Origin of the sequence: Megalodesulfovibrio gigas DSM 1382 = ATCC 19364 (assembly GCF_000468495.1) — a bacterium.
In the GTDB taxonomy this organism is placed as follows: Bacteria; Desulfobacterota; Desulfovibrionia; order Desulfovibrionales; family Desulfovibrionaceae; genus Megalodesulfovibrio; species Megalodesulfovibrio gigas.
In genome coordinates, this window is the sequence record NC_022444.1 from 670,506 (window position 1) to 690,239 (window position 19,734).

The window sequence follows — 19,734 nt, forward strand, 5'->3', positions numbered from 1 at the left end:
GCCTCCTTGCTTTCGGGGATCGATCCCGACAGATGATTGCGCGCACCCTACCCTTTCCCGGTCTCCCGGTTTTGAAGAAAATTGCGGCAGGCACCCGGTGTGAGGCCATGGCGCCGTTTGAACAGTCTGGTGAAATGGCTTTGATCCGCAAACCCGACCGCCGCGGCGATGTCTGCCAGCCGATCCGGCCCGGTCAGCAGCGTTCGGGCCCGGGCCAGCCGCACCTGCACCAGATAGGCATGGGGGGCCAGGCCGTAGCAGGCCTTGAAGACGCGCACCAGATGATAGGGGCTCAACCCCGCATGCCCGGCCAGCACATCCAGCGAAAGATCCTCGGCGTAGCGCTCCTGAAGCAACGCCCGGGTCCTGGCTGCCGCGCCGCGTTCGTTCCCCAGGCGGGGCAGGACGGCCGGGCGCTCGGCGTGGCGGGCAATCCACCATGTCACGGCCCCCAGCAAGGCCGTCTGGCGGGCCAGACTGCTCGCGCCGGGCAGCTCCCACAGCAGATGCGCCTGCCGCACCCGCGCGGCCAGGGTCGGATCATCCAGCACCCCGGCGGCAAAATGCGGCGCGGCCCGCCGGGGAGCCAGCTCGGCGCAGGCGGCGTCCACCACCTGGGGCGCAAGGTAGAACATGCGGTAGGTCCAGCCCTCGGGCAGGGCGGCATGGCCATCGTGGGGTTCGCCGGGGACGACCAGATTGACCTGTCCGGCGGCGGCGGTCATGGTCCGGCCCAGATACCGAAACCGCAAGGCTCCCCGCTCGACCACGCCCAGGGCGTATTCTTCGTGAAAGTGCCGGTCAAAGCGCTGGGTGCGGAAGGAGGCCCTGAGCAGCTCCACGCCGGGCGCTTCCGGCCGGACGAGCAGGCGTGCCTCCTCACCCCCCTGGCGCATGCCGGCGGCCATGCGCTCACCGCCCGGTCGGCGAGAACCGGGCCAGCACGGCGCGCATGTGGTCCATTTCCACCGGCTTGGCCAGGTGCTCGTTCATGCCGGCATCCAGACACGCCTGCCGGTCCCTGGGCATGGCATAGGCCGTGAGGGCGATGACGGGAATGTCGGCCTGGTGCGCGCCGGCTTCGCCGTTGCGGATGGCTCTGGTTGCCTCCAGGCCGTTCATCACGGGCATCTGCACATCCATGAAGACCATATCGTAGCGCGCCTGCCGCAGCATTTCCAGGGCAATCAACCCATTAGGGGCCGCATCCACCCGCGCGCCCGCGATTTCCAGCATGCGCTGCATGGTCAGGCGGTTGGTGTCGTCGTCCTCGGCCAGCAGCACCGTTGGCAGACGCAAGGCATCGTCCTGCGGCGCTTTGGCGGCCTGGGCCGGCGACGGCTCCGGGGCTGCACCGTCCATGGGCAGGGACACATGCACCCGTGTCCCCTGGCCATCGCCACTTTCCAGACACAAGGTACCGTCCATGAGTCCCACCAGCCTTCGGACGATGGCCAGTCCCAGACCGGCGCCCTGATGCTTGCGGGCCAGACCCTGATCGCCCTGGCCGAAGGCCTCGAACACCACGTCCAGCATCTCATCGGGGATGCCGGGGCCGGTGTCGCTGACCATGAACAGGGTATGCGGACGGCGCAGATGCGGGCCATCCAGGCGGAACACGTCCACCCGGACCTGGCCATAGTCCGTGAACTTGATGGCGTTGCCCACCAGATTGAAGAGGATCTGCCGCAGCCGCTGTTCGTCCCCCTGCAGCAGTTCCGGGACCTCCGGGGCGATGTGCACCTGCAGCTGCAGGCCCTTTTCCGCCGCCACGATGCCCAGCAGGTTTTCCACGGATACCAGCACCTCGTTCACCCGGAACGGCTTGTAGTGCAGCCGCAACTTGCCGGATTCCACGGCAGAGATGTCCAGGATGTCCGAAAGCAGGCTCGTCAACCGACGGCTGGCCATGAGCGCCGTATCCACATGCAGCTGCTGCTCCTGCGACAACAGCGAATACTTGAGCAGCTGCAGCATGCCGACAACGCCGTTGAGCGGCGTGCGGATTTCGTGGCTCATGTTGGCCAGGAACTCAGTTTTGGCCCGGCTGGCCGCCTCGGCCGCCTCCTTGGACGCCAGCAGGTCCTGCTCCGCCCGCTTTCTGGCAGTGATGTCCTCGAACACCGTGGCGAAATGACCCGGCGAAGGCGACACCACAGACACGGCGTACTGCTTGCCGAGGGGCTCGAAGTAGGCTTCAAAGTAGGCGCTGTTGCCGCTGCGGGCCACCTGGGCGTACACGTCCAAAAACGGCGGCTCCGGCGTGCCGTAGGCCTCCCGGCTCAGCCGGCCCAGCACCTGTTCCCGGTGCAGCCCCACCAGACGCTCATAGGAGGGATTCACGTCCAGGATGCGATATTCCTCGGCTTGGCCGGCGGCGTCGTACAGCACCTCATGCAGGGCCATGCCCTCCTGCATGGACTCAAAGAGCAGGCGGAACCGCTCCTCGCTGGCTTGCAGGGCCCGTTCCGCGCGCTTGCGGTCTGTCACATCCACCACACAGGAGTACAGCAGCTCCGCATCCCCCAGCTTGACGGGCCGGCTGTAAACCTCCACATCGCGCACATCGCCCCTCTTGCGGCGGTGCTGGAACAGAAACACGCGCTTGCCCCGCGTGCGTGCGGTCTGCATTTCCTGCCGCAGCGTTTCGGGAGGCAGGACGTTGATGTCGAAGATGTGCATGCTGCGCAGCTCGTCCAGGGTCCAGCCGTAATAGGTGCTGGCGGAAATGTTGGCATCCTGGATGCGGCCGGAGACAGGATCCAGCAGCAGCATGACCATGGGGCTGTCCTCGAACAGCGTGCGATGGCGGAATTCGCTTTCCTGGAGCACCGCTTCGAAACGCTTGCGGTCAGTGATGTCTTCGGCAACGGTCATCACCGTGTCGTCCGGGACGTACACGAAAAAGTATTCCAGGTGCCGCGTCTGGCCCGTGGAGCGGAACGTATAGGCCAAATCGCCGTGCATGACGGTCCGCTGGGTGAAGCAGCGCTCCACATCGTCACGTATCGATGGCATATCCTTGTAGAATTCCCGCATCCGCGCCCCAAGGTGCACAAGGACATTGCCTTCGGTAAGGCGCACCAGGGCCGGGTTCACGTCGGTCAGCACAAAGTCGTCCCCCCGCCACTTCCACAGGGCCAGGGACAGGGGCAGGGCGTCGAACACGGCCCGGAACTGGGCCTCGCTCTGGCGCAGGCGTGCTGTTTTGATTCGGATGCCGCGCCGCAAAAAAAACACCCAGACGTACATCAGCAGCAGCAGCCCGCACGCCGCCGCCGCCATGGTGAGCCACCATTGGGCAAGGCGGTGCTGGCTCTTGTGGTGCTCGTCCTCCGGATCATGCACGAAGCCAGTCAGGATGTTGGTGTTTGCCATGCCCAGGGCAAAGAAAACATCGGCCATGCGCTGCCAGCGGCCGGTGTTCATGTGGCCGATCTCCACCAGCTCCGGCAGGATGTTGGCATGGACCTCCGTGGCCTCGAACTCCAGATGCTCCCGGGTGTTGGGGCACTGGTACTTCTCGATGAGCAGATCGATGATCTCGCCAGGATGCGCCAGGGCGTACTGCCAGCCTCGCAGGCTGGCATCCCTGAAGCGGCGGGTGCGGTCGGGGTGGCGGCGGGCAATCTCTTCCGTGGTGAACAAACTGTCTTCGTAAAAATCCACCCCATACGACCGGGGGTGGATGACACGCACGGGAATGCCGGCCTTCCGGTAAAAAAACGGCTCGTTGGAGGTATAGACGACCATGGCGTCGCACTCGCCCTTGTACAGCGCCTCCGGGTGGTTGGGGCCGGACAAAGGAATGATGCGCGCCATGGGAATGCCCTCGTGCTGCAGCATGGCCCGGATGGTGGGCGCAGGGCCGTGCCCCAGCAGCAGCCGCTTGCCCGCCAGATCGTGCGGAGTCACGAGGCCTGCACTTTCGAGTGTGAGCAGGGCCACGGGGGAATGCTGAAATATGGCCGCCAGCACCACCAGGGGCGCGCCGTTGAGCCGCTCCAGCAGCACCTCGCCGGAGCCGACGCCATACTCTGCCTTGCCGGCCAGCACCAGGGCGGCGGCATCCTCACCGGGCTCGCGCTCGCGGATGGTCACGTCCAGGCCGGCTTCGCGGTAGAATCCCTTGTCCAGGGCCGCGTAATAGCCGGCAAACTGAAACTGGCGCTTCCATTTGAGCTGCAGCGTCACCGATTCCAGGGGCTGATCGAAATTGGCGTCGGTGGCAACGGAATGCGCCGGCGCAGCCCCTGCCCACACCAGCAACATGGCCAGGCAAACTGCCTGGACCAGCCGTTGCCAGTGCTGCGGACCCGTTTTCCCATACGCCTGCATCGCCCCCCCTGCCGGTCCGGGCCAGGACTTCGTGCGCGCATTGCGCCGCGGTCCTGGTGGATCAGACGGCCTCGCAGAGCGATAGCATCCGGCTGGCGGAAGCTCAAGGCCCGGTATGGTGCAGGCGCGGCGGCACATCTTGACAAATCCTATTAGCATGCTAACCTCTTTGTCAGCCAAGGAGGCGAGCATGAGCAGATATGAAACCGGCCTGCGCAACCTGCAGGCCATCGACGGCCGTGCCGGTCAGGAGGTTCTGGCCAGTCTGGAAGCCATTTCCCCGGATCTGGCGCGCTATGTGGTGGAGTATCCCTTTGGGGACATTTACAACCGGCCCGGCCTGGGCCTGCGGGAACGCGAACTCGTCACCGTGGCGGCGCTGGGCGCACTGGGTAACGCCGCGCCGCAGCTCAGGGTGCATCTGCGCGCCGCCCTGCACGTGGGGCTGACGATTGAGGAGCTCAAGGAGGTGGCCATCCAGCTTTCGGTGTATGCCGGATTCCCGGCGGCCCTGAACATGATGTTTGCCATCGGCGAGCTGGAGCGCGAGCACGCCTCACCGTCGGGGGCCTGAGTGTTTTTCCTCAAGGAGCTTCCCGCCCGGGACATCCTGGACGCCTACGGCCGCCGCTTTCCGCAGATGGATGTTCCCTGCGTGGCGGCGGCCCTGGAGTTGCTGCGGTCGGCCAGCGTGCTGCTGCGCCGGCTGGAGGCCTATTTTGCGACGCATGGCCTCTCCCAGACGCGGTTTCTCATTCTCATCCTCATCGACCGCGAGCCCGAAGCCGGCGGCCTGACCGCCACGGACCTGGCGGCCCGGCTGGATGTCTCCAAGCCGGTGGTTTCCAACACGGTGCAGGCCCTGCTGCATGAAGGCCTGCTGGAGGCTGCGCCCCATGAACGGGATCTGCGTTCCCGACGCTTCCGCCTGGCCCCGGCCGGCAAGGCCCGGCTGGACGCCCTGCTCCCGGGCTATTACGAGCTGCTTCAACAGCACATGCATGGGCAGCAGGCCGCGGTTCAGCACACCAGCTGCGGCCCGGAGACTTCCGCCAGCACGGCCTCTACATCCAGCACGAAGCCGATGCCCCCGCCCGTGAGCAGCACGCAGCCGCCCAGGGAAGGATGCCAGTCGCAACACGGAGCCAGGGGCGAGACCGCCCCGCGATAACGGCCACGCACGGCGGCCACGCCCAGGGCCAGCCGCTCGCCCGAGGCCGCCTGCAGGATCACCGCCTGCCGCGGAAACTCGGTCCGGAAACGCCCGTCCAGCAGCCCGGCCAGATCCAGAAAGGGCACGGTCTCCCGCCCGCAGGACAACACCTCGTGCTGCTGCAGCATGGTGAGGGCCGTGGCCTGCAGGGGCTGAATGGCCGCGATGGTCTCCATGGGGATGACGATGCGGTGCGTCCCGGCCTGGAACACCACGCCATCCAGAAACTGAAAGGCCAACGGGATGCTGCACACGGCCACGGCCCCGCCTTCCGGGCCGGGCTTGAGGCAGAAGGAGCCGTGCAGGGCGGCCATGGTCTGCTCGATGCGTCGCATGCCGGAGCGGCCGGAAAGCGCCGCGCCACTGCAGGCGCTCGGACCGCGGCCGTCGTCGCGCACTTCCACGCGCACGGCGCCGTTCTGGCAGGCGGCGCAGATCTCCAGCCTGCCTTTGGCCGGCTTGCCGGCGGCCAGGCGCTCGGCCGGGAATTCCAGCCCGTGTTCCACGGCATTGCGCACCAGATGCGCCAGGGGATCCTCCAGGGCTTCCAGGATGGCCACATCCACGGCCAGATCCGCACCATCCATGTGCAGTTCCAGCTCCTTGTCGCAGCGGCGGGCCATATCCATGGAAAGGGCTTTCATCTGCCGAAAGAGCTTGCTGAAATTGGCGGCGCGGATGCCGATGGTGATGTCTTTGAGTCGCTCCAGCAGGGCATCCTGCTCGTCGAGGGGCCGGGCCAGACCGGCGCGTTCCTGGCCGGCAAGCCGCAACTGCTGCTGATTGGAAAGCAGGTCCTGCAGCACCTGCAGCAGGGCGTCGCCCAGTTCGCGGGGGACCTTGAGATCGGCCTGCTCGCGCACGGCAACGCCTTGTTGGGTATCATAGAGCATGGATCAACCTCCCGGAGGTGTCGCACCGCAAGGCGCAGGGGTGCAGGAATGCAACGGCGCATGCGCCGCCACCTGATTGCGGCCGGCGGCCTTGGCTGCATAGAGGGCCTCGTCCGCGGCCTTGATGAGCCGGTCCACGGTATCCACGCGGCCGCCGATGGTGGCAACACCGATGCTCACCGTGTATCCGATGCGATGTCCCTGCACCGGCACCGCACACTGGGCCATGTTGCTGCGCAGGCGGTCCGCCACCTGCAGGGATTCGGCGAGATCCGCATCCGGGAGCAGCGCGGCGAATTCCTCCCCACCCAGGCGGGCAAAGAGGTCTTCCGCCCGCAAGGAGGCCTTGCCGATCACGGCGATGTTTCTGAGAACGAGATCCCCTGCATCGTGGCCGTAGGTGTCGTTGATGCGTTTGAAGTGGTCGGCATCCACCAGAAACAACGACAAGGGCAAGGCATGCCGTGTTGCCCGGGACAGCGCCTGGTGCGCGGTCTCCATGAATGCCCTGCGATTGGCCAGCCCGGTGAGCATGTCCGTGGCTGCCAATCGCAGCAACTCTTCCTGCTTGCGCTCCAGGGCCTCGTTCAAGGTGGCGAGCTTTTGCTGCATGCGGTCGCCCATTTTCACCAACCGCATGCTTTGCCGGAAGAGTTTCTCGTACTCCCCCAGAAGAAAGGTGAATTCCTCGCGCATGCAGCAGTCGTCGTGCTCGGCCTGCTCCAGGCAGGTGCGGCATCGCGCGATGACCCGTTCTTCTTCGTGGAAGCCGAGGGCAAAGGCATTCATGGTCATGCGTCTCCGTATGATTGCAACTCGAAGCGCAGGAACTGGGTTTCTTCCTTGAACTCCTCACCGCACTCCTGTGCGATTTCATTTTCCTCGTGGTGACGCCACACCACCTGCACCTGCCGGCCGCCGGCGGCGGCTTCTTCCAGCATGTCGAACAGATTCATGAGAATCTTGGAGCTGGAGCTGTTGAAGTAGACGATATCCACGGTCAGGTGCAGGGGCGTGGATTCTGTTTCCAGAAAGTCCCGGATCCACTGCAGCACCGGTTCGTAGAACTTGACGGCGTGCTCGGGATACGATTCGCCGCGGATGGACAGATTGCCGTCCGCCGCACAAAAGGCGATGGAAGGGCTGGATTTGGTTCCCTTGATGAGCAGATCCTGCATGATTCACCCCACCGCCTTGACGGAAAAGAACGACAGGCCTTCGGCGATGTCTGCAATGCAATAATCCAACGGCCGGCTGGCCTTGCGAGCCATTTCCAGGAACCCCAGGCCGGCGCCCTTGCTGTCTTCGGTGGTGGGTTCCTGGCGGCGCATTTCCTTGTACAGGGTCTTGAGCTCGTCCTTGGTCATGCTGCGCATGGCATCCAGCCGGTCGGCCAGCATGCGGCCTTTTTCCTGCTGGATGTAATTGCCGCAGAGCACGAAGAACCGCCGGTCGGCCTCGGCCTCCCGGCCCACCACCACCACGCCGTGGCGCATCTCCTCCACGCCGCCCTGCTCTCGCTGGGGCATGGTCTCTGCCGAGTAGTGCAGGATGTTCTGCATCTGCTCAATGAAGATGGCAAAGATGTTATGCGTCACGGCCATGCCGGCCTCTTCCACAGCCATGCGCTGCCGGAGCAGATCCCCAATGCCTTCCACCAGGGATTGGCTGGTGGGCCCGCTGTAGCAGAAGAGGATGCCTTCGCGTTTGAGGGATTCGTAAAACTCGTGCAGGTCTTGCAGCACGGCGGGAAACGTTGCGATGCACGTCTGATTCATTCCGATCTCCAATATCAACGGGATTGCGGGACAATGCGCTGATGGCGCAGGGAATCACCAATGGCTTCCACCGGAGAACGCCCGGCGAACAGCCCCAGCCCCAACGCGATGCAGAACATGAGCACATAAAAAGCCTGCATCATCACAAAACCTGTAACCCCCAACACCGTCCCCAGGCTGAAGATGGCGCTGGCCACCAGAATGCCCACGGCCGAGGGGAAGAGGATGGCAAAAAGCATCCACTTGTACGAGCCGGTCTGCACCTTGACCATGATGGTGGCCGCAAAGCACGGCGGATACAGGGCAAAGAACACGATGAGCGCCAGGGCATGCAGGGGGGTCATGCCGGATTCGGTGCTCTCGGCGCCCATGCGGGCCTCCAGGGTGCCGCCTTCGTCCGCGCCCTGCTGAAAGAGCACGCCCAGGGTGGCCACGCTGGATTCCCGCGCCGCAAACGAGCTGACGAGGGCGATGTTGATTTTCCAGTCAAACCCGGCGAACTGCGTCACCGGCTCCAGCGCCCGACCCAGGCGGCCAAAGAAGGAGTTCTCGATGCGCCGGTCCTTGATGGCCCGCTGCAGTTCCTTGCGGGTGGTCATCAACTGGCCCACGGCCGTGCCCACGGTGCGCTCGTCCTTCTCTTTCTTGCCGGGCTTGAGGAAGTTGAAGAACACCTGATGCTGCTGCGCATAATCCGCCAGCACCTTGTCCATGCCGCTGCCGGCGTTGAGCCGGGCCGCAGTAAACCGGCTGGAATAGTGCATCAGTTCCAGCACGGTCTGCCTGTCTGCCAGCATCCCGGCAAACTGCGTCTCCTGTACGGCCTGCTGGAAGCTCTCGTAGGCCTGCTCCATGTCCTGCTCGTAGGTGGCCATCACCGCCTGCGGCAGGTTGGGGAATTGCAACAGGGCAAACACGCAGACGCTCACCGCCAGTACGATGGTGCCCACCTTCTGGATGTATTCCCAGGTCCGTTGCAGGGTGCGGGTGGCCACACCGCGCACCGTGGGCAGGTGGTACGTGGGCATTTCCATCACAAAGGGCGCGCTTTCCCTGGATCTGAGCACCGTATGCGTGAGGATCCAGGCGATGATGAGGGCCATGAGGATGGTGACCGTGGAGATGAAGAACAGGGCAAAGCTCTTCTCGCCAGGAAAGAAGATGTTCACCAGCAGCGTGTACAAGGGCACCTTGGCCAGGCAGTTCATGTACGGCACGGTGAGGATGGTGGCCATGCGCGAGCGTTCGTCCGGAATGCCCTTGGTGGCCATGATGCCCGGCACGGCGCAGCCGCCGGCAAAGACGCCGCCCAAAATGAACGGCAGGGTGCTCTGCCCGTGCAGGCCGAACCGCTGGAAAATACGGTCCAGAATGAAGGCGATGCGCGCCATGTAGCCCGAGTCTTCCAGCATGGCGATGAGGGCGAACAGGATGAAGAAAATGGGCAGGTAGTTCAGCAGGGTGTTGGCGCTGTCCACGCACCAGAGCACCAGGGCGCGCAACAGGCCGTCCTCCAGCAGGCCGGGGATGGGCAACAGATCCCCCACGATGCCCCGGAGCGATGCCAGGTACGGCCAGGTGTATTTGGTCAGCTCATAGCCCTGGACGATGGAGACCTGATAGATGCAGTACACCGTGAGCACCAGGAACATCGGGGCCAGGATGCGATGCAGCAACACGCGGTCAATGCGTTCGGAGAACGTGGCCTTGTGCCCGTCCGGCCGGTTGATGCACTGCTGGACAATCTCCTGCGCCCGGGCGTGGCGGCAGGCGAGGATGTGGTCCGCAACCGAGAGGTGCGCGGCCTGCTCGAACATGGCGGCCGCCTTGTCCACCTGCTCCAGGATGGCGTCGGCGTCGGGATGGTTCTCCCGCACCAGGCCACGGACCATCTCGTCCTGTTCCAGGAGCTTCACCGCCATCCAGCGCAGGGGATAGGCCGCGCCCAGGCGGGAATTCTGATGCAGGGCCTGCTCCAGGGCCACCACGGTTTCTTCCAGCGGGCCGTATTCCAGGGGACGCTTTGTCCGCTGCTGGCCGCGCACTCCGGCGATGGCCACCTGCTCCACCAGTTCCTTGCGCCCCATGTTCTTGCGACCCACCAGCGGCACCGCAGGCACCTCCAGAATACTGGAGAGGCGGTCTGCATCGATGTGTATGCCGTGGGCCTGGGCCACATCCATCATGTTCAGGCCCAGCACCACGGGCCGGTTGAGTTCCAGCAGCTGCAGGGTGAGCATGAGGCTGCGGGAAAGGTTGGAGGCGTCCATGATGTTGGCGATGCAGTCCGGCTTGTCCTGCAGCAGAAAGTCCCGGGCCACCCGTTCTTCCAGCGAGAACGAGGTGAGGCTGTACGTGCCGGGCAGGTCCACCACCTCCACGCGCATCTCGCCGTCCTTGTAGCGACCGGACTTTTTCTCCACGGTCACGCCGGGGTAGTTGGCTACATACTGGCTGGCGCCGGTGAGCATGTTGAACACCGTGGACTTGCCGGCGTTCTGCTGCCCGGCCAGGGCCACCAGCAGATAACTCTTCACGGCGTGCGCGGCGGTTGCCGACTCGTCATCGATTCTGGAATTCATGCCCTCTCCCTTGCAACGCGCCCCGGGGCAAAGCCCAGGACAGTGACATCGTCGCGCCGAGCATGCGCGCCCCGATGTGTTTCAAAAAGTTCCCAAATGCCTGCCTGCTGCGTCTGGAACGGGTGCCCGCCATGCTCGCCCTGCTCACGGAGTTCGGCATGCGCCGAAAACTCTGCAATCAACTTGAGGAACCGCTTCTTGCCGAAGGGCAACTGTTTCTCGCCGCCCACCTGATCGAAGAGCCCGTCCGTGGACAGATGCACGCCCTTGATGCCGACCAGGGAGACGCGCTGTTCGGCATAGGCATGGTCCAGGGGCGCTTCGCGATAGCCGATGCCGATGCGCTCCGCCTTGAGCTCCTGCGTGGCGCCGTCCGCCACCATGAACGCGCTGATGCCCGCCCCGGCGTAGCACAGCGAATCGGCGTCATTCGGCATCCAGCACAGGCCCATTTCCAGGCCATCGTTGGACCGCTTGGCCAGGGGTCCCTCGCTGCCATCCTGACCCAGAAAGGCCTTGAGGCGGCGATTGAGGGATTCCAGCACCAGCCCGGGCCGACCCTCCACGGCGGCGGCGTCCATGTTGTCCAGCATGCTGTGGACGATGAGGGTGATGAACGCGCCGGGCACGCCGTGGCCGGTGCAGTCGAACACGCCCACGAACACGCCGCCCGGCGTCCGGCGCAGCCAGTAGGAATCCCCGCCCACCACATCGCGCGGCTTCCAGAGGATGTAGCCGTCGGCCACATAGTCCTTGAGCCGCGTCACCGGCACCTGCATCTGATGCTGGATGGCGCTGGCGCACTCGATGCTGTCCATCACCTGACGCTGGACCTCCTCCAACTCGGAGAGCATGCCGGCAATGCGGTGTTCGCGGTCCAGCAGGGACCGGCCCATCCAGTACATGTTGCGCTTGAGGCGGATGAAGTCGTTCTCCCCGCCCTTCTCCGGCGGCAGATGCAGCTCCTGCAGCCCCTTGCCTTCCTGCAGGCTGCGGCAGAAGTTGTTGCACAGGGTGATGTTGCGCAGGGCCAGGATCTCTTCGAGCAGCTTGCTCACCGGGATGCACAGCAGCACCCAGATGGCAAGGTACATGACGATACTGGATGTCACCGTCTCCCTGGGGGCAGTCTCGATCATCACCAGCGCAGCGATGGCAGGAATGAATACGCTTATCATCACCAAGGTGCGGACCTGCATGCGGATGCCCAGGTCAGCCAACCAGTCCAAGATGCGACGCCACATGAATACCGGCCCTCCGAAGTCTAGTTTGCCGCGCTCAGGGCCGGCAGTTTGGGAGCACGAAGGTTGCGCGCTGCGGCCCAGCCGAGCACGCCGAGGGTGAAGCCGTTGTGCAGCGTGGCCCACAGGGCAGGCGCACCGCGGCCGGCTGCAGCCAGGGCCAGGATGGCGCCATTGACGCCCACCGCGCCCCAGAAGGATTGCTGCACCGACCGATCCAGCCGCAGGGCAATGGCCCGCGCCGCGGCCAGGCTGTGGATGTCCTCGTGCAGCAGCAGCACCTGGGCCGTTTCCCGCGCCAGATCCGCGCCCTTGGGCATGCACACGCCCACCTTGGCCAGCATCATGGCCGGGGTATCATTGAGGCCGTCGCCCACGTAGGCGATGATCCGGCCGGCGTCCACCAGCTCCTGAACCATGGCGGCCTTTTCCTCGGGCTTGAGCTCGGCATGGGCCGCGTCCAGCTCGGGCAGCTCGCGCAGCAGGTTGTTGGCGGTCTGCAGATGGTCCCCGGTGAGCACCACCATGCGCTCAATGCCCATGCTGCGCAGCTGACGCAGGGTCTCCCGCGCTTCGGGGCGGATGGCGTCGGCCAGGCCCACCACGCCGGCCAACTGGCCATCCAGGGCCACGTACAGCACGGTGTTGCCCTTGGCCCGCAGGGATTCCGCCTTGTGTTCCAGCAGGGAGGCATCCACGTGCTCGTCTTCCACGATGAAGTGCCGGCTGCCCACCAGCACGCGCCGGCCTTCCACCAGTGCAGAGACGCCATGGGCCACGATAAATTCCACCTGCGGCGTGGCGGGAATCTCCACGTCGCGGCGATGGGCCTCGGCCACCACGGCCCGGGCCACGGGATGCCCGTAATGCGCCTCTGCCGCCGCAGCCAGGGCCAGCAGGCCGTTCTCGTCCAGCCCGCATTGCGGGGAGGCCACAATGCCGGTCACGGCCAGTTCGCCGCTGGTGAGGGTGCCGGTCTTGTCGAAGACCAGCGTGTCCACGGCGGCGAAGTCTTCCAGCGCCTGCGCGCCCTTGAAGATCACCCCGGCATGCCCGGCCGCATACATGCTGCTGCGCACGGCCACGGGGGTGGCCAGCTTGATGGTGCAGGAAAAGTCCACGGTGAGCACCGAGGCGGCGCGGCGGATGTCCCGCGTCACCAGCCACATGAGCACGCCGAGGCCAAAGGTGATGGGCACCAGCCTGTCGGCCAGTTGGGCCCGGTTCTCCTGCGTGGCGGACTTGGCCCGCAAGGACTGTTGCAAAAACCGGTTGATGCGGGCCAGGCGGGTGCCGTCGCCCACTTCTTCCGCAGCGATGACCAGCTTGCCCTCCTCCACCACCGCCCCGGAAAGGGCCATGGTGCCGGGCTTGTAGTGCGCCGGGGCAGCCTCGCCGCTGATGGAGCTGGTGTTCACCGACGCCTCGCCCTCCACCACTTCCCCATCCACGGGGATGAGTTCTCCGGGACCGCAGACCACGCGGTCGCCCTTTTCGATGGCTCCCACGGGGAGTTGCACTTCTGCGCCGTCGCGCAGCACCCAGGCGAATTCCGCCTGCGGCCGCATGAGGGTTGCCAGCAGGTCGGTGGAGGAATTCTCGAGCCGGCCTTCCAGATATTCCACCAGGGAAAGCACGGTGACCACGAGGGAACTGGTCAGGTAGTCCCCGCGCAGGAGCGAGGCGGCCACCACGACGCCGTCCAGCACCTTCACGCGCACGCCGTCCGTAAGCAGGGTGTATGCGCCCTCGAAGATCACCGGCGCGCCCAGCACCCAGGCGACCATGGCCCGCAGATGGCGCGGCAGCACAAGATTCAGGGCCAGGGCCGCGCCGCGCACGGCCACAGGGTAGAAGGATGGTGCGGCCGGAGCCGCAAACCCGGAGCGGAACGCCTCCGCAGGGAGGCGTTCCAGAAGCTCCAGGGCCTTGATGCGGGCATCGTCCCCGTCATGTTCCAGCACCACGCTTTGGGCCTTGCGATTGATGCGACAGCGCCGCACCCCGGGCACGGCCTGCAGGCGGGCCTGCAGGTATTCCGTATCCAGCTCGGGATCGAGGAACATCGGCCCTTGCCAACGGATCCGGCCGGGGATTTCGTGGGCCACCTGCAGGCGGCGCTGCTGGCTGGAGGGCGTGGCGATGGACATGACAGAGTTATCCTTTACGGTTGGATGAAGGGTACAGGGTATGATGCCAGAGGGAGAACCCCACCAGCGCCACCCCGGCTGCCAGATGCAGACGCCTGGACGTCTTGCCGCCCACAAAGCCGGTGGCCACCAGGGCGGCCAGCGAAAGGGTCATGCCGTGTTTGGCAAGGGTCTTCGCGTCCAGCCCTTTGTCGGTACGGCCGCAGCGGCCAGCCATGGGCAGAGTGCCATCGTTACCCATTGCGCTGGCTCATCTCGGCTTTGACGTCTTCCACTTTTTCCTTGATCTCTTCGATGGAGCCCTGCACGGAGGTCCAGAGCTTCACCGCACCTTTCACCAGGGCCTGCTGCACCGTGGGATTGGTCAACACCAGGGCCACGGCAGCACCCACGGCCAGACCGCCCAGGTAGTGCTTGTCCGTGACGTTGAACCAGCTCTTCAGCCCGTCCGGCGAGGTGCACAGGTTGGACGTGGACGCATCGACGGCAGGCGCCTGATACTGGGCCTGGGCGTAGTGCGGGGCATATTGCGGCGCGTACTGCTGCTGCGCATACTGCGGCTGCGCGTACTGCTGTTGCGCGTACTGCTGTTGCGGCGCATACGGATAATACTGCGGATACTGACTCATTGGATTCCCCCGCCTACTGTTTGACGACCTTGCCGCCCTTGGAATCGGCAGCGGCGATGGCCGGTTCCGCCGGAGCCGCGGCCACCGCAGCCTTGCAGGCCCCGGACATGGCATTATTCCAGACGTACTTCACGGCCGTGCCCACGGCGAACATCCCCAGCAATCCCACCACGCCGCCCATGCCCACGGTGGTGGCCACGGCTGCGCCGGCAGCAGCGGCCAGACCGGAGCCGCTGGCTTCCTTGATGGTGTGCATAGCCGCCTGCTGCTTGTCCATGGTGCCGGCGCGGTAGCCGGCGATGCCTTCGGCCAGACCGGCGGACGCGCCCAGCACGGCCCCGAACACACCCGCGCCCAGCGCCACGCGGGAAACCGGGGCCACGGTGGCCACGGAAGAAGACATGGCGTAATTCTGCTTGGTCATGACCTTATTCTCCTTGAGGGGCGGATGATTGCCCGGAACCGATGAGCCCGCCGACCATGCCGGTCAGCGCGTCCTTGACGGCGTTGTTGGTGAGCAGGACGGCCAGGGCTGCGCCCACGGCCGCGCCCTTCCAGAACTGGGCCGAGCAGCTTTCCAGCATGCCCACCATGGCAGAGGGGTTGGGCGTGCGGCCGCTCATGAGATCGTTCACAAAGCCCATCATGTGGCCAAGGCCCTGCGCGCCTGCGCCGGCCGGATCGTCATGCTTGCCGCACCCGCAGCCACTGCCGCCGTCGTGCGAAGCCGGCTGGCCATAAGCCCCCGGTGCGGCCCCCGGTGCAGCCCCCGGCGCGGCCTGATACGCCGCCCCGTAGGCAGCCTGAAACTGCGGCTGACCGGGCATGAACGCCGGCTGCATGGCCGGGCCGCCGTACATGGGCTGCGCCTGAGGTGCCGGACCGGCCTGGGGCATGCCCTGCGGCTGCTGCGGCTGGCCATACATGTATTGCGCGGCGGCGGGCTGGGGAGCCTGCGCGGGGGGCGCCTGGTACATGTACTGCTCGTGCTGGGGCACGTGCTGTGGCGCAGGCCCCTGGGACATGTACCGGCCCTGCTGGGGCGCGGCAGCCTGGGGAGCCATGGCCGGACCCTGCTGCGGCGCCTGATACATATACTGCCCCTGGGGCGCGGCAGCCTGGGGAGCCTGATACATGTATTGCGCCTGGGCAGCGGCCTGGCCTTCGTCGTCATCGCAAGACTTGGCGGCGTCCGCACTGCCGCCATTCTGCTTGCCGTGCTGCCAGCCGCCTTCGGCCTCGGGTTGCGCAGCCTGCGGCACAGCGGCCGGGGCCTGGGGAGCCGGGGCCTGGTAGCCCTGCCCGTACTGCAGCATCACCAGACCTGCCTGGTCGCCGTACTGGGCGGCCTGCGGCTCCTGCGCATACTTTGGTCCCGCAGGAGCCTGTTCCGGCGGCGGGGCATACTGGGGAAAGCCCATTTCGTTCATGCGTTCTGCTCCTTGTGCATGCTGGGGGTGAAACAACTGTTACTGCACGCAACGCTGCGCTGCTGGTGAAACAAGCTGCAGCGCGCAATGCAACACGTGCTCGTCCGAAGACTGATGTGCAAAAATGTCCTGCAACACAGCGAACGGGATGATTTCCGGATGGTATTCAAGCACCATGGTCTTGGCCATGATGTTGACCCGCGTCGCCTTGACGCCAGCCAGCATGCCCACGGATTCCCGCAACGAGGAAAACGAGGGATGCTTCTGGATGGCCGGATTGAACACCAACCGCAACCGCCCCGGAATGTGATGCGCCACCGTGGCGTATTGGCGCAGCACCAGCAAATCTTTCGGATTCATCAATCTGTCCTTCCGCTGTACGGCGTTCCCACCGCGAGCGTATTCGATAATGCCGGATCCCTGTACATGTCTTCCTGATCCGGCAAGTCCACTGACACGCTAGTTCAAATTGATAATCATTGACAACCATCGATAAGTACAATGATTATTCTCATCACCGAATTCATGGCACCATCTGGCGGGTTTTACATTTCCTTACTCAATAAACTTTTTTCTGCATCAACCGTGCGGAGTTGAGCAACACGGCAGACGTGTGCCCGATGTGCAACAGGCCTGCGGCCACCGGTCCCAGCACGCCGAGCGCCCCGGCCAGGCCGCCCAGGATGTTGCTGCCCGTGGCGATCCAGAAATTTTCATGGATGATGCGGATGGTGCGGCGCGAAAGCTGGTGCGCCTTCATCACGCCTTCCAGATCCTCGCCCAGCAGCGCGATATCCGCCGCTTCCAGGGCCGCCTCGTTGCCGTGGGATCCCAGGGCCACGCCCACTTCCGCCTCCACCATGGCCAGGGCGTCGTTCACGCCGTCGCCCACCATGGCCGGCCGTTTGCCCTGGCCGCGCAAATCCACCATCAGCCGGGCCTTGTCCTCGGGCAGGGCCGAAACCAGCACGTTGGGGATGCGCAGATCCCGCGCCAGGGCCTGGGCAGTCAGGGCCTCGTCCCCGGTGACCAGATGCACGTCCACACCGCTGCCCCGGAAGTACTCCACCACTGCGCCGGCATCCGCGCGCACGGGGTTGGCCACGCCGAACAGCCCCCGCACCTCGCCCTGGCTGGCCAGGAACAGCACGGTCAGGCCGTCCGCCTGCATGGCGCTCACTCGCAAATCGCCCTGCGGGAAGGGGACCTCGAAGCGCTGCAGCAGTTTGTAGTTGCCCACCAGCACGTCCCGGCCGTCCACCACGGCATGCACGCCCTGCCCCAGAAAGTATTCGCAGCGTTCGTGCCCCTGCGGGGTCAGCCCCAGGGCCGCGCCGTGATCCTTGATGGCCTCGGCCAGGGGATGATGATTGTGCGCCTCGGCGGAAAGCGCCAACTGCAGCACCTCGGCTTCACCCAGGCCGTTCATGGTGTGGATGGCGGCCAGATGCGGCAGGGCGCCGGTGAGGGTGCCGGTCTTGTCCAGACACACGGTGTCCACCCCGGCAAAGCGTTCCAGGGGACGGCCGCCCTTGAAGATGATCCGCTCCCGCGCCCCGCCGGCAATGGCGGCATTGATGGCCGAGGACGCCGCCAGGGACGTGGCGCACGGGCAGGCCATCACCAGCAGCACGGTGAACGCCCGCCACAGGCTCTGCGTGAAGACCAGCGTGCCCACGGTGACCAGAAAACCAATGTTGATGGTCCGCCGGGCCAGGGTGTCGGCCATATGTTCGATGTCCGAGCGGTGGGAAAGGCCGGCCTCCACCTTGTCGAAAATGCGCGCCAGATACGTCTCTTCCCCCACGCAGCGGGCTTCCACGTGAATCACCCCGCGCCGCACCACGCTGCCGGCGTACACCGACGCGCCCACGCCGCAGGCCTCCAGCTCGGAACGACCGGTCATGGAGGAGCTGTCCACCAGCGCCTCGCCGGAAATCACCACGCCATCCGCCGGAATGCGTTCCCCGGCGTGCAGGGCCAGCACGTCACCGGGCTGCAGGTCTGCTGTGGGCGTCTCCACTTCCACCCCGTCACGCAACACGAAGGTGTGGTGGGCGGTTTCCTTGAGCATGGCCTTGATGCTGCGCCGGGAGCGCCGGGCCATGTGGGCCGTGAGCAGGTCCGAGCCGGTGTTGATCCACAACACTTCCAGCGCCGTGGAGACCTCCCCTGCCCCGGCTGCCGCCAGAATGGCCCCGCCCAGAAAGGATTCCAGGCTGACCTTGCCCCGCCGGACATCCTTCGCCATGCTTTTAAGGAGCGGCAGTACCCCGAAGAGCACTGCCGCCCCCACTGGAGACACCAGCCCCGGCGCCGCCGCCGAGAGCAACACCTTGCGACCCAGCATCCACAAGCCGGCGGCGGTCAGCACCCCGAAGCGCACCGCATGGGGCCGGAGCGACGGCTCCTCGATGCGTCGTGCGGGGCAGGCGCAGTGTCCCAGAGTCTGTGGCTCCCGGCATTGCGCCGGGTCCATGGCGAGCAGTGCGGCAAGAATGGCGGCGGTGGTCAGCTGGCTGGCGTCGAACACCACCACCAGACTTCGGCAGGCGGGGTTGCTGCGCGCATACGTCACCCCGGCCAGCCCTTCCACCAGCGTCTGCGCGGTCCGCAGGCGCTCGCCGCCATGCACGCATCTGATCCGCACCCGGCCGGGCACGGTGTGCACCATGGAGAACAATCGGCTCATGCTGCCTCCTCGGCATGTCCATTCCGCTCATCGCGGCAGGAGTGCCGGTGAGCAAGATGACGAAAGAAATCCGCATCGTCCCGGCGCGGCATCTGCCGCTTGAACACGCTGACGATGTTGTGAAAACTCAAGGCAATGTCTGGGTCGAACTGCCTGCCGGACTGCCGGTGCACCTCCTGGGCAGCCTCCAGCAGCGAGACGCCGCGGCGGTACGGCCGGTCCTGCATCATGGCCGAGACGCAATCCGCCACGGCCAGCACGCGCGCGCCGCAGGGAATCTCGTCCCCGGCCAGCCCGCAAGGATACCCGTGGCCGTCGAAGCGTTCGTGATGATGCAGAATCATGGCCGCAATCCCCTGCTCGTCGTTCAAGGCCTTGACCGGCGCCACGATGTGCGCCCCCACTTCGGGATGACGCTTCATCACCTCCCATTCCTCCGGGGAGAGTGGCCCTTCTTTCAGCAAAATATGGTCGGGCACGGCAATTTTTCCCAAATCGTGCAGGTGCCCGGCAATGTGGATGGCGCTGGCGGCCTCGCGGGACACGCCGTGATCCAGCGCCAGGGCGTAGGCCAGCGCGGCCACCTGCTCCGAATGACACCGGGTGTGATGATCCTTGGCGTCAATGGCGCAGCCCAGCGCCTCGGCAAACTGGTGGATGGAGGAGCAGGTGCATTTGCAGGGCGGGGAGGCCGTGTCTCCCACATCCAGCAAGTACCAGGACTTATCATATAGCATGCAAATTCCTTGGGCTGCGGACACCTGCTCGGACCATGCATATTCCACTGC

At 65.4% G+C, this 19,734-nt stretch carries 17 protein-coding genes and 1 pseudogene; 2 read left to right on the forward strand and 16 right to left on the reverse strand.

From position 1 onward, the window contains the following. Window positions 1–47: 47 nt before the first annotated feature. Both DGI_RS02925 and DGI_RS16805 read right to left on the reverse strand, forming a co-directional pair. Entirely contained in the window at window positions 48–908 is an 861-nt protein-coding gene (locus DGI_RS02925) for an AraC family transcriptional regulator (protein ID WP_021759177.1), read from the reverse strand. 4 nt (window positions 909–912) lie between these two features. Then, a complete protein-coding gene (locus tag DGI_RS16805) occupies window positions 913–4,272 on the reverse strand; it encodes an ABC transporter substrate-binding protein (RefSeq protein ID WP_021759179.1) in 3,360 nt (1,119 codons plus the stop codon). Window positions 4,273–4,528: 256 nt separating this feature from the next. Between DGI_RS16805 and DGI_RS02935 the strand changes: the two genes are divergently transcribed. Together DGI_RS02935 and DGI_RS19175 are read left to right on the forward strand one after the other, a co-directional pair. Next, window positions 4,529–4,912 (forward strand): carboxymuconolactone decarboxylase family protein, encoded by a 384-nt coding sequence (locus DGI_RS02935; RefSeq protein WP_021759181.1) that lies wholly within the window; start codon window positions 4,529–4,531, stop codon window positions 4,910–4,912. A gap of 66 nt (window positions 4,913–4,978) precedes the next feature. Beyond that, window positions 4,979–5,242, forward strand: a pseudogene (locus tag DGI_RS19175) (MarR family winged helix-turn-helix transcriptional regulator); the annotation flags it as partial. 116 nt (window positions 5,243–5,358) lie between these two features. Here DGI_RS19175 and DGI_RS02945 read toward each other — a convergent pair. The 14 genes from DGI_RS02945 to DGI_RS03010 all read right to left on the reverse strand — a co-directional run bounded on the left by DGI_RS02945 (window position 5,359) and on the right by DGI_RS03010 (window position 19,683). Continuing rightward, window positions 5,359–6,444, reverse strand: coding sequence for a chemotaxis protein CheW (locus DGI_RS02945; RefSeq protein ID WP_021759183.1), 1,086 nt, complete (start codon window positions 6,442–6,444; stop codon window positions 5,359–5,361). A 3-nt stretch (window positions 6,445–6,447) separates the two neighbouring features. Next, window positions 6,448–7,239: a GGDEF domain-containing protein gene (locus tag DGI_RS16810; protein ID WP_051286147.1), complete on the reverse strand. Its 792-nt coding sequence runs from the start codon at window positions 7,237–7,239 to the stop codon at window positions 6,448–6,450. Further along, window positions 7,236–7,622: a DUF1987 domain-containing protein gene (locus DGI_RS02955; protein WP_021759187.1), complete on the reverse strand. Its 387-nt coding sequence runs from the start codon at window positions 7,620–7,622 to the stop codon at window positions 7,236–7,238. Before DGI_RS02955 ends, DGI_RS16810 begins: the two co-directional genes overlap by 4 nt. Window positions 7,623–7,625: 3 nt before the next feature. After that, entirely contained in the window at window positions 7,626–8,222 is a 597-nt protein-coding gene (locus tag DGI_RS02960) for a SiaB family protein kinase (protein ID WP_021759190.1), read from the reverse strand. Window positions 8,223–8,236: 14 nt separating this feature from the next. Then, window positions 8,237–10,804, reverse strand: a complete 2,568-nt coding sequence (feoB, locus tag DGI_RS02965) for a ferrous iron transport protein B (RefSeq protein ID WP_021759192.1) — start codon at window positions 10,802–10,804, stop codon at window positions 8,237–8,239. Beyond that, window positions 10,801–12,048, reverse strand: coding sequence for a SpoIIE family protein phosphatase (locus DGI_RS16815; RefSeq protein ID WP_021759193.1), 1,248 nt, complete (start codon window positions 12,046–12,048; stop codon window positions 10,801–10,803). Before DGI_RS16815 ends, feoB begins: the two co-directional genes overlap by 4 nt. A gap of 20 nt (window positions 12,049–12,068) precedes the next feature. Beyond that, window positions 12,069–14,195: a heavy metal translocating P-type ATPase gene (locus DGI_RS02975; protein ID WP_021759194.1), complete on the reverse strand. Its 2,127-nt coding sequence runs from the start codon at window positions 14,193–14,195 to the stop codon at window positions 12,069–12,071. Window positions 14,196–14,202: 7 nt separating this feature from the next. Beyond that, window positions 14,203–14,412 (reverse strand): hypothetical protein, encoded by a 210-nt coding sequence (locus tag DGI_RS02980; RefSeq protein ID WP_034606653.1) that lies wholly within the window; start codon window positions 14,410–14,412, stop codon window positions 14,203–14,205. A 16-nt stretch (window positions 14,413–14,428) separates the two neighbouring features. Next, window positions 14,429–14,824 (reverse strand): YtxH domain-containing protein, encoded by a 396-nt coding sequence (locus DGI_RS02985; protein ID WP_021759195.1) that lies wholly within the window; start codon window positions 14,822–14,824, stop codon window positions 14,429–14,431. Between the two features lie 13 nt (window positions 14,825–14,837). Then, on the reverse strand, window positions 14,838–15,248 hold the full coding sequence (locus DGI_RS02990; RefSeq protein WP_021759196.1) for a magnetosome protein MamC: 411 nt from the start codon (window positions 15,246–15,248) through the stop codon (window positions 14,838–14,840). Window positions 15,249–15,252: 4 nt separating this feature from the next. Then, on the reverse strand, window positions 15,253–16,254 hold the full coding sequence (locus tag DGI_RS02995; protein ID WP_021759197.1) for a hypothetical protein: 1,002 nt from the start codon (window positions 16,252–16,254) through the stop codon (window positions 15,253–15,255). Between the two features lie 39 nt (window positions 16,255–16,293). Next, window positions 16,294–16,614, reverse strand: a complete 321-nt coding sequence (locus DGI_RS03000; RefSeq protein ID WP_021759198.1) for a hypothetical protein — start codon at window positions 16,612–16,614, stop codon at window positions 16,294–16,296. A 199-nt stretch (window positions 16,615–16,813) separates the two neighbouring features. Continuing rightward, window positions 16,814–18,946, reverse strand: coding sequence for a heavy metal translocating P-type ATPase (locus DGI_RS03005; protein ID WP_027192722.1), 2,133 nt, complete (start codon window positions 18,944–18,946; stop codon window positions 16,814–16,816). Beyond that, window positions 18,943–19,683: an HD-GYP domain-containing protein gene (locus tag DGI_RS03010; RefSeq protein ID WP_021759200.1), complete on the reverse strand. Its 741-nt coding sequence runs from the start codon at window positions 19,681–19,683 to the stop codon at window positions 18,943–18,945. Before DGI_RS03010 ends, DGI_RS03005 begins: the two co-directional genes overlap by 4 nt. Window positions 19,684–19,734 lie beyond the last annotated feature (51 nt).

Coding starts and splice junctions, on each gene's coding strand:
- DGI_RS02995 (WP_021759197.1), bottom strand. CDS start 16,254: ATGAACGAAATGGGCTTTCCCCAGTATGCCCCGCCGCCGGAACAGGCT.
- DGI_RS02945 (WP_021759183.1), bottom strand. CDS start 6,444: ATGCTCTATGATACCCAACAAGGCGTTGCCGTGCGCGAGCAGGCCGAT.
- DGI_RS02980 (WP_034606653.1), bottom strand. CDS start 14,412: ATGGCTGGCCGCTGCGGCCGTACCGACAAAGGGCTGGACGCGAAGACC.
- DGI_RS02985 (WP_021759195.1), bottom strand. CDS start 14,824: ATGAGTCAGTATCCGCAGTATTATCCGTATGCGCCGCAACAGCAGTAC.
- DGI_RS02990 (WP_021759196.1), bottom strand. CDS start 15,248: ATGACCAAGCAGAATTACGCCATGTCTTCTTCCGTGGCCACCGTGGCC.
- DGI_RS02955 (WP_021759187.1), bottom strand. CDS start 7,622: ATGCAGGATCTGCTCATCAAGGGAACCAAATCCAGCCCTTCCATCGCC.
- DGI_RS02975 (WP_021759194.1), bottom strand. CDS start 14,195: ATGTCCATCGCCACGCCCTCCAGCCAGCAGCGCCGCCTGCAGGTGGCC.
- DGI_RS03010 (WP_021759200.1), bottom strand. CDS start 19,683: ATGCTATATGATAAGTCCTGGTACTTGCTGGATGTGGGAGACACGGCC.
- DGI_RS02925 (WP_021759177.1), bottom strand. CDS start 908: ATGGCCGCCGGCATGCGCCAGGGGGGTGAGGAGGCACGCCTGCTCGTC.
- DGI_RS03000 (WP_021759198.1), bottom strand. CDS start 16,614: ATGAATCCGAAAGATTTGCTGGTGCTGCGCCAATACGCCACGGTGGCG.
- DGI_RS03005 (WP_027192722.1), bottom strand. CDS start 18,946: ATGAGCCGATTGTTCTCCATGGTGCACACCGTGCCCGGCCGGGTGCGG.
- DGI_RS16805 (WP_021759179.1), bottom strand. CDS start 4,272: ATGTTGCTGGTGTGGGCAGGGGCTGCGCCGGCGCATTCCGTTGCCACC.
- DGI_RS02960 (WP_021759190.1), bottom strand. CDS start 8,222: ATGAATCAGACGTGCATCGCAACGTTTCCCGCCGTGCTGCAAGACCTG.
- DGI_RS16810 (WP_051286147.1), bottom strand. CDS start 7,239: ATGACCATGAATGCCTTTGCCCTCGGCTTCCACGAAGAAGAACGGGTC.
- feoB (WP_021759192.1), bottom strand. CDS start 10,804: ATGAATTCCAGAATCGATGACGAGTCGGCAACCGCCGCGCACGCCGTG.
- DGI_RS02935 (WP_021759181.1), top strand. CDS start 4,529: ATGAGCAGATATGAAACCGGCCTGCGCAACCTGCAGGCCATCGACGGC.
- DGI_RS16815 (WP_021759193.1), bottom strand. CDS start 12,048: ATGTGGCGTCGCATCTTGGACTGGTTGGCTGACCTGGGCATCCGCATG.